Below are 9060 nucleotides of genomic sequence, written 5' to 3'. Positions count from 1 at the left end.
ACTTTAGATTGAGCTTCTGTAGCTTCTGCTTTGGTCGCATTGTCGCCCTTGGCCACCACTACTTTAGCTGCCTCTTTCGCTGCGTCTAAATCTGCTTGCAACTTAGCTACTTCTGCTTCATATGCTTGAATACTTTCTGGAGTTTTATTAGATTTATCAGCTAACTCCAAATCTTTATTAACCTGTTCTTCAGCTAAGGCGTCTTTTTGTTCATTAGTAGCCTTTTCTGTTAATCCAGCTTTCGCTTCTTCAAGTTTAGCTTTCTTAGCCTTTACTTCTGCTAGAGCTTCTGACACTTGTTGTGGAGTCGCATTGTCATTCTCAATAACCTGTCTAGCTTTCTCAAGAGCTGTTTCTGCTGCAACTTTTGCTTGGTCATAAGCCGCTTTACTTTCGGTCGTTTTATCACCTGTTGGATCAGATTCACCCGTCAAGGCCTCAAGAGCTGTTTTAGCTTCTGTAAGTTCTGTCTTATCCGCTGTTAGTTCTTTTTGTTTTTGTAGAACATTTTTTAACGCCGTTTTATAATTATCAGTAGTGTCTAAATTAATATTTTCTATGAGATTTTTTACGTTCTCCAATTCAGCATTATAAGCATCCTTAGATTCTGATGTCATCCCTCTTTCATCCTCATCAGCTGTTTCTTTCAATTTAGTATAAATTTTAGTTAATAAATCTTTAGCTATTTTATTAGTATTTTGAGTAATATTAAAGCTTAAACCTGATATTGGTAATGCATACTGTCTTAATGGGGATTGATAACCCATTCCTAAATGTTCATTATCAGCAGAGCTAATTCGTACTGCATAATCCGTAACACCTTTTTCTAAATCAATCTCTCTACTTTCAAATGTACCTGCTCTCCCTGTCGGAATATAATCTCCTGTCATTTTACTTTCTACTTCTGTCTTGTTTAGATTACGATTATTATATTCGCTACGAATAAACTTACCATTACCATCTGTTGCTGCAGTAACTGTCGCTTCTTCATCACTTAATCGTTTTTGAGGGTCAAATACTTTTGAATATATTACTTTCTTCATTCCATTTTGATTAGAAATAACTTCAACTTTATATTTAGCCTTTGTTCCATTAATATCACCAGTATATCCTGTTTTGAATTGAATTTTTACTTTTGACCCTAGCTCCGTTGAATAAGTTTTGAAAGTTTTCTCTATTCCATTATAATCCTTAAGAGCTTTGGCAGTGTTGCCCGATAATCCTGTTCCTCTATATTCAGAATTATCGTAGGCCGCCTCCTTAGAGCTAGCATGCGTCCTTACCTCTGATAACAACAAGATATAGTTACTTGTCCTATCAAAAGCTTGTTCCCCTGTATATGTCCTATAGTGCTTATTTCTCCCCCTTTGTTCACTATACACGGTATTTACTGTTTCAATCGGAAAAACTCCATCTCCAGTTTTCCTTGCAATTGCAAATTTCCCATTTTCTCCTACAGCTTTCCAACCACCGAATTCTTTAATATTTTGAACTTGGCCCAATTGTGTATTTGTTTTATCCCCTAATTCATTCATATTATTAATTTTTGTGTTATTTTGGATAGCGCTTGGTAATTTTTCTAGTTTTTCTTTTAATTCATCTAGTCCTGCATCATTCCCTGGAGCTTCATAAGTCTGATTTGCATCTGAATCGGCATCAGCTGCAGTCGCTGGTGGGGCAGGGTCTGCATCACGTCTTTTACGTACTTTTGGCTTGCTGCTTGCTTCTTCTGATCTTGTACCTTCACCTTCAGATTTTGGAGAGCTAGAGTCCCCACTCACAGAGTCTTCATCCGATTGAGTCTTTGTTGTAGTTTCGCTTCTTTCAGATGAGTTGCTTCTTCCTCTTTGGTCTCTGGATGACTTTCTTGCTTGCCTTCATCCCCTGCTTCAGTATTGGTTGCAGATCCTTGTTCCTTTGCAGCAGGAGCAGCGTAGGTTGGCTGCTGTTCCTCTGATTTTTTCTCTATTTCCGAATCCTTATCAGCTGCCACCTCCTCATTTGACTGTATGGCCTGCGCTTCCTCAGCAGATACCGCTCCACTTCCCATAAAGAGATACAGCGCCGCCACGGCTACCGAGGCCGCTCCAAAACTAACCTTACGAATCGAAAACCGCAAGCGCTTTTCTCTATCTTCATTACCTTTATAAAACATATATCATTTTGCTCCTTTTCCGATAATTATCGGTTAATATATAATGGAAGGGCAAATAAAAAGCCCCCCCCTAAAATATTTGAGCATACTTTAGGTAGGTTTAACTCATTATACTCTCTTTCTTTTTATAAATCAAACATTATGAACTAAGCTTGATATCATGTATCTTATCGTGGAAATATTGACTTCATTTTCTCCTGAAATTTGTTTTTTACCCAGCCTCAACATATATACGGCAAGCTGAAACCAACATTGTTTGACTTGATCGTCAAGCTTTTCACTTCACCACCTGCTAGCTGTTTTAAAAGAAAAAACGCTTGAAAAATCAGCGTTATTCTTCGTATATTATTAAAATATATGATTCTATCAGTTTTTTAGAAATATTTTATAGTTCAAGAACGATAAGCTCGAGAAACAGCTAGAGTTTCAAATTGCACTACTATCATACAAAACTCTTTGGTCCTATTTATTTTTATCACAATTTTGATTTATAGTTCTCCGAATACCTTTTAAATGTGAAAGCATTTCATTGGAGCTTTGAAAAATATATACACTGTTTTTATTCGTATGTTAACTTGATAGAATCTTTGTCTTCAAGCATTTTTTTAATGTTAACGACAGGCAATATGAAGTTGGGGAACTCATTACCCCGAGTAATCATATCAGATACGATAGGCCGAATATAGGACCAAAGAATTGCTAAACCATTCTCTTTAAGAAAAGTTTCAAAATCAATATCAAATTCTGTCTCGTCATATATAAATGAAAATTCTCCAACAATATCTACAATAAGCTCAAAAGCAGAATCATCTGAATCTATATTTCCTTGCTTTGTTATCAAGTTAACATAAGCAAGGTTTTCAGATTTTCTTATTAAAATCTGTGCAGACAATTCAGGCTGTAAATTAATAGTACTATTTGTTTGGTCAAAACTAGGATTTCTTCGATACGATACTTCATTTAAAAAGTAATCTTTAAATTGTAAAGAGGACATTAAGCTGCCACCTCACTATTTTCTTTTGTTGTAATTAAGTTTTCAGAATCTATTGGTAAATATGAAAAACATGACTTCTTGTTTTTTATATTATATTTAGGCATTGCATTTACTTTAGTTACAGAATTCAAATCATCAAACTCTTTTTGATTATTTAATTGAGGAGTAAAATGGATTTCATCTTTATATTTTTTAAGACTTCCTGATATATTCAAATCATAATCAAATTCATTGTTTACTGAATAAATTTTGTTGGCCTTAATATTTTCAACTAATTCTTGGAACATTGGAGAATCCATCAAAGAAAATTCTTCAGTTCCTAAAAAGTTTGACAATAAACTCATAAAAGCCTCCTTATTTATAAAATGTTTGTAATACAATTTAAATCACGGATACAAATTTCCTCTCCGTTCTTTCCGTTAATTACTGATAAAAATGGAATATCTGTATATGTTTTAGACTGCACGGCTTCATAATTCTTCCCATGCTGAGACGCTAAATCAAGCAACAGTTCAATAATTAATCCTTGATTTTGGTTAAGAAGAGTAGCTCTATTTTTGGCTCCGCTATCTGCAATATCTGTAATCTCACGTTCAATTTGAATAGATGCTGCTTGTCGATATTCCTCTAATAAGCTTTGGTTTGCTGGGTCATCCAACATAAAAATATTGTTCATAGAGCTTAGGATGATTTCAGCATGAATTAACTCAGGCCTAACCCCGGGTTTGCTTAGTTCAAATGACTTATACTTTGCTACATAAGCAGAAGCAATCGTTTTACCAGTATCTTTGTCAAAAGGTAGAAAAAAATAAATACCATTACCCAAATCGTTCGGATGTCTCTGTTTATGAATACCAGGTTTATATTTCTCATAAGAAAACCCAGCAGATAGAATCTTTTCTTTTATTTTATTGATGGTGCCGTGCCACCCACTATATTGTAGCATAGAACTTCCTGATGAAGCTACTAACTTGATTATACTGTTAAAGCTTAGATAATTCAACTATTACGGGATTTTTTGAAAACATTCTAGCGATTTCCAGAACGGAACTGAGCATTAAGACAATAACTACCTCACCTTATCATACCGAAATTATCGGATTTTATCAGAATTAAAACCCCATAAAATCGGGATTTTTTGAAGAATAGAGTGAATTGGAACTAGAACAGTACACTGCGACTACTAAAACATTGCTAGAAATTAATTTGACTTTCCTAATCAATTTGTTCAAATCTTATTTCAATCTACTATAAAAAAACACAAGCCTAAGCCTGCGGAAACATTATCTATTCTAAATAGTCTTTTTCTGTTATGACTCTTAATCTAGTAGAATAATTCTGGAATGTTGAGAATTTAAAGCGTTTAGGATCTTCAAGTTTGTTTCTATCGTTCATTTCTAAAGCACGGTTATAGTCTATAATAGCTTTTACCAACTTATTAATTATAGCTCTATCATTGTCCATTACTTTATAATAATCTTCGACTTTCCGAAGGCGAAAAGTAGTATTTAGCAAATAACTTTCATCTTCTAAAATCAAGGTTTTACCAATATCTAATCCTTCAACATATCCTTCTTTTGCCGAATTTCGAAGCTTATACTTCAACTGATACTTTTTAGGAATGTAACTTCTAAATGGAATCAAGAAAGTTAGCCCCTGTATTTTGACAACAGTTACCGCAAATCCCCTTCCTTTATTCATTACTTCCTTCGTCTTAAAGTCATAGTCCATCGCTTGAATAAGGTCGTAATCCTTGCACATTTTTAAATCAATTTGACCTAATTTTAACTTTTTGCTTTTCATTTCTATTCCCTAGATAAAAAGCTCACTAAAAAGTGAGCAACATTTCCAATGAGATACTTCTGTTGACGAGCGCGTCTCTCCGCCCCCTCATTGCCTCACGAAAAGGCTAGACGAATCGAAAGGAGGTGAGTTTTCCTGTTTTCAATTCTACTTATTCTTACACATTTTTTTAATTTTGTCAAACAAAAAAACGCAAGCCTAAGCCTGCGGTGAGTGTAATCTATTTTGAAATTTTTAAATAAAAAAGAGCATTTAAGCCCCTCCCTTGAAATAACGGACCCTTGGCTGGTCGGTGTACCCAGCATCTCAGATACCTTTTTGCAAGGTGTGGCAGGAACCTTTCTGCCCTCAAATGTCTTTCGTTAATGTTATTCTAGCACTATCTAATTTTTTGTCAAGTTTTCTCAATCTACCAGACTTGATACGTATTAGCTACACCCTCAACAAATTTATACTCTTCGAAAATCTCTTCAAACCTCCTCAGCTTCCATCTGAAACCTCAAAACAGTGTTTTGAGCAACCTACAGCTAGCTTCCTAGTTTGCTCTTTGATTTTCATTGAGTATTAAAAAACTCTCTTATCTGAAACCATCACAAAAAAACAATTGAAATACTAAGCCTACACAGACTGATTCCAATTGTTTTTTAGATTGTTTAACAATCAATTTTACCATTCTTCATAGTCAAAACCATCATAATCTGGATATTGTTCTGGCGGCGTTCCAACCGAACGTACGAGATAAGCTTCTTCGTCTTCCGCCTCGATTTCTCTCAGCACTTGGCATTCAAAACGCCATTCATCACCGAAGTCGAAAATAAACTTAAATTTTTGTTTGACACTTAGGGTATCCAGATAGACATTTTCTGTGTAACGTTCTTCAACATCGTCACTAACAAAGCTAAGAAAGTAAGAATCTGCATGACTCCACGCAACATTATCCACGAAAAATGCATGAGCATGAGCATTTGCAAAATCAAAACTCCATAAAATCACATCTGCTAGTTCTACTAACGTTTTTGTTTTTAGAATTTATATATGTCGGTAGCAACCTTTTTAAAATTTGACGAAAATGACCCAGGCTTCTACAGATGCTGGCTTTTCAGCTTCTATTTCTTGTTTTACTAATTTTAAGTGTACCACAATACCTCTAAGTGCTCATCGATAGAATTGCTCTTAGGAAACATTCCCTTTCTGCTATTCTATCATAAGTTTGTCTAACTGTGGCATTTGAAACTAGATAATTCTTCTGTTTCACGCGAAACACCCTGCGCCAGGCAAGGTGTTCTTGTTTTTTATGTCGTATAAATGGTTGAAGCTGTCGCAATGGTATGCCATTGGTTGGCTGTTGTGGCTGCGAAGTCCTTGTCTGCGTAGAAGTCGTTAAATGGCAGAATTTCTACTTCCAGCTCATCGATGCGGTCAAGCTGACCAGCCAGATAAGCCTCGATACGGCTTTCTGCTCGTTTGATGCGTTGCAAGAGTCCGCCCATACGGATGTCAACTGTATCCAAGCCAAAGACCTTGTTTTCCTTCAGCCATTGATGGCTAAAGAGGGCATGGAAGTGTTCGATCGCGCTTCTGAGTTCTGGTAATTCTTGTCTGGCGATTTCTTGCAGGCTTTCTTTATCATCCGTTTGGTAAGCCTGACGAATGCGTCTTCCCACATCGACTTTGCTACTTAAAATAGCATTCAACTGGGTCTGAGTTTCAAAGAGATAAGCATAGTTTCCTGCTTTTTCTTCAATGTCAGCAAGCGTCTCAGTAGCCTGAGCAAAGTGCGGTTTGTCCTGTTCAGGTGTCATGTGTTGATCAAGGATCGGACAGAGAACATCCTGATAAAAGACATAGCGGTTGGGATTGATGCCACTGAGATTGCCTGGCAGGTCTGGCAAGAGGTTGGCAAGGTCAATCTGCATAAAATCTTCAACCGATAGGCCTGTATTGGTCTGGAAATGAGCAGACAGTCGGTCTAGGTCATTGCGGTAGCAGAGTTCTGCCCAGATTTGCAGACTTGGTAGGATAGAAAACTGGGCTGTTTCCCCACCATTGTCTCCCCAACCAGTCACGATGACTTCTTTGATGTCATTGGCACGGCAGGCTTTATTAGCCTCGATAGCCACTAGACGGCTAAAATGGTTGTGAGGTGTAAATCCAATCCACTTCCAAGCACCTCCTGCGAAGGCAAGATCATGGCTAATCTTGTGGTGGTTGCGGAAATTGCGATTGTATTTTTCCTCGCTATCCTGATAATAGTCCCAGTAAACCAAGGTCACTCGGTCTTTGAGACGGTCTAGGTAGACACGCGTTTCCTCTGGAATTTCCACATCACGGTCGTACTGGCCATCTGCTGACATAAGTTTGAAGAACATATCGCTCCACATCTGACAGTGGAAACCATATTTGTCAGCAATATCCAGCACGCGCTCCAAGTGTTGACACATTAGGAGACTACGATCCACAACACCGTTCAATATCAAATAACGTCCCAAGCCAACCAAGTGGGCTTCGTCCATCCCGATATTGACCTTGCGAGTTTGTAGTTTAGACAGGGTGGCAAACATACCATCAATCAGGTCATAAACCTTTTCTTCGCCAATGAGGAGAATGTCCTCTACATCACGGAGTTCCTGCACTTCCTTGACACCCCATTTGACAAAGGCTGACAAGTGGGCCAAGGTCTGAATGCAAGGCACAAAGGTCATGTCAAACTGCTGGGCATAGGCTTCGATTTCCTGCAACTCCTCAGCCGAATAAGCCCCGCGGAAATAGCCAAAGTAAGGCTGCCCTTCAATCTGGTAGGTGTCTTCCATGTAAGGCTCAAAGGTTGAGTAGCCCATGAGAGCCAAGACCTCAATCATCTGCTTGGCAGAAGCCACATTCAGCACCGCATTTCGAGAACAGTCAGCCATGTAGGCTAAATCTTCATAAGCTACCTGCTCCTCAATCTCTACTTTGTCAGCTTCTACTAGAGCTGTTACCAACAAGGACAAGGCACGATAAAGTTGGTGAGGTTTGCGGTAGGTCAATTGATAGTGACCATCCTCACCCTTGATAGAGATGGAGGCTTGGTCAGACTGAGTGACAGATACTTCCACATCTGGTAAAGAGATATGCTTTGTCAGCAAGTCGATTGCCTGAGTTTGTTTGGAACTAAGTCCTGTAAATCTTACCATTGATTTTCCTCCTGTAGCCAGTTGACAAGGGCACCATAGAGATTGGCATCTGCATGATAGGTGCAGGCTTGGATGACGGGTGCGACCGTATATTCTTCGTAGGTATCGACAAAGTCTTCAACAGCTTCCTTGACACCTTGGATAAAATCTGGATTTTGACTGATAGAGCCTCCCAGACTGATGACATCTGGATCGATCAGATACTGGATATTAAGCAAACCTTGCGCCAGATTACGGTTCATGCGCTCAATGGCTTCTTGGCAAAGAGCATTCCCAGCTGCAGCTTCTTGGTAAATCTTGCGGCCGTCCCAGTCAGTCTGACCAGATTTTTCAATCACGTAGCGTACCATATTCCCAGTTGATGCTAGTTGCGACCAGTTGTTGAGCTTTTCAGCAGGGGCAAGGGTTGTCATGTAGCCAAATTCTCCACCCAGACCGTGGCGACCTCGGTGCAGTCTGCCATTGATCATCATGGCTCCGCCAATCCCTGTCCCAATCACGACACAGGCTGCATTTTCAAGCTCTGGATGAGCTAGTAGTTCACTGACTCCAACGCAGTTGGCATCATTTTCTAAATGGACAGGTAGCTGATAAGAGCTAAGCGCCTCATACCAAGAAAAGCCATAGATGTAGGGCACCGCACTGAAGCCATCAATCACACCTGTCTCTTGATTGACCGCACCTGGAACGCTCATAGCAATCCCACTGTAATCCTGTTCTGACAAGCGTTGATCTAGCCACGCTAGTAAATCCTCCAAGTTTTCAGGCGTTGAAATACTTGTCTTATCCAGTATTTTCCCATCAGGAGTCAGACTGGCAAACTTAATCCCAGTCCCTCCGATATCAATCGTTGCAATGGTCATTGTTTTTACCATAAAAAGGGGCGAATCAGCAGTTAGTTCTTACTTTTTCGCCCCTCCTTTCTTTTCATGTTT

The 9060-nt window shown here is 38.7% G+C and carries 8 protein-coding genes and 1 pseudogene; all 9 read right to left on the bottom strand.

Features of this window, described 5'->3' with window-relative positions:
* Window positions 1-1781 (bottom strand): annotated as a pseudogene (locus HT688_RS00210) (hypothetical protein); the annotation flags it as partial.
* Window positions 1778-2155 (bottom strand): YSIRK-type signal peptide-containing protein, encoded by a 378-nt coding sequence (locus tag HT688_RS00205; RefSeq protein WP_172923431.1) that lies wholly within the window; start codon window positions 2153-2155, stop codon window positions 1778-1780. The gene HT688_RS00205 and the pseudogene HT688_RS00210, both read right to left, overlap by 4 nt.
* 559 nt (window positions 2156-2714) lie before the next feature.
* A complete protein-coding gene (locus HT688_RS00200; RefSeq protein WP_000096818.1) occupies window positions 2715-3149 on the bottom strand; it encodes a protein-export chaperone SecB in 435 nt (144 codons plus the stop codon).
* Window positions 3149-3493 (bottom strand): hypothetical protein, encoded by a 345-nt coding sequence (locus tag HT688_RS00195; protein ID WP_000055345.1) that lies wholly within the window; start codon window positions 3491-3493, stop codon window positions 3149-3151. The genes HT688_RS00200 and HT688_RS00195 overlap by 1 nt, the downstream gene beginning before the upstream one ends.
* 14 nt (window positions 3494-3507) lie before the next feature.
* Window positions 3508-4095, bottom strand: a complete 588-nt coding sequence (locus HT688_RS00190; RefSeq protein WP_172923430.1) for a hypothetical protein — start codon at window positions 4093-4095, stop codon at window positions 3508-3510.
* 341 nt (window positions 4096-4436) lie between these two features.
* Entirely contained in the window at window positions 4437-4952 is a 516-nt protein-coding gene (locus tag HT688_RS00185) for a hypothetical protein (RefSeq protein ID WP_023937341.1), read from the bottom strand.
* Between the two features lie 666 nt (window positions 4953-5618).
* Entirely contained in the window at window positions 5619-5942 is a 324-nt protein-coding gene (locus HT688_RS00180) for an IS1096 element passenger TnpR family protein (RefSeq protein WP_524539345.1), read from the bottom strand.
* A gap of 302 nt (window positions 5943-6244) precedes the next feature.
* A complete protein-coding gene (locus HT688_RS00175) occupies window positions 6245-8125 on the bottom strand; it encodes a beta-N-acetylhexosaminidase (protein ID WP_172923429.1) in 1881 nt (626 codons plus the stop codon).
* Entirely contained in the window at window positions 8119-8988 is an 870-nt protein-coding gene (locus HT688_RS00170) for an ROK family protein (protein ID WP_172923432.1), read from the bottom strand. Before HT688_RS00170 ends, HT688_RS00175 begins: the two co-directional genes overlap by 7 nt.
* Window positions 8989-9060: the final 72 nt, after the last annotated feature.

Source organism: Streptococcus sp. 1559, assembly GCF_013276735.1.
GTDB classification, from domain to species: domain Bacteria; phylum Bacillota; class Bacilli; order Lactobacillales; family Streptococcaceae; genus Streptococcus; species Streptococcus pseudopneumoniae.
This window is presented reverse-complemented; position numbering and strand designations above follow the sequence as displayed.

What these genes read in the sequence shown, in the direction of transcription:
- HT688_RS00170 (WP_172923432.1), bottom strand. Translation starts at nt 8,988, where the DNA reads ATGACCATTGCAACGATTGATATCGGAGGGACTGGGATTAAGTTTGCC.
- HT688_RS00200 (WP_000096818.1), bottom strand. Translation starts at nt 3,149, where the DNA reads ATGTCCTCTTTACAATTTAAAGATTACTTTTTAAATGAAGTATCGTAT.
- HT688_RS00205 (WP_172923431.1), bottom strand. Translation starts at nt 2,155, where the DNA reads ATGTTTTATAAAGGTAATGAAGATAGAGAAAAGCGCTTGCGGTTTTCG.
- HT688_RS00185 (WP_023937341.1), bottom strand. Translation starts at nt 4,952, where the DNA reads ATGAAAAGCAAAAAGTTAAAATTAGGTCAAATTGATTTAAAAATGTGC.
- HT688_RS00175 (WP_172923429.1), bottom strand. Translation starts at nt 8,125, where the DNA reads ATGGTAAGATTTACAGGACTTAGTTCCAAACAAACTCAGGCAATCGAC.
- HT688_RS00195 (WP_000055345.1), bottom strand. Translation starts at nt 3,493, where the DNA reads ATGAGTTTATTGTCAAACTTTTTAGGAACTGAAGAATTTTCTTTGATG.
- HT688_RS00190 (WP_172923430.1), bottom strand. Translation starts at nt 4,095, where the DNA reads ATGCTACAATATAGTGGGTGGCACGGCACCATCAATAAAATAAAAGAA.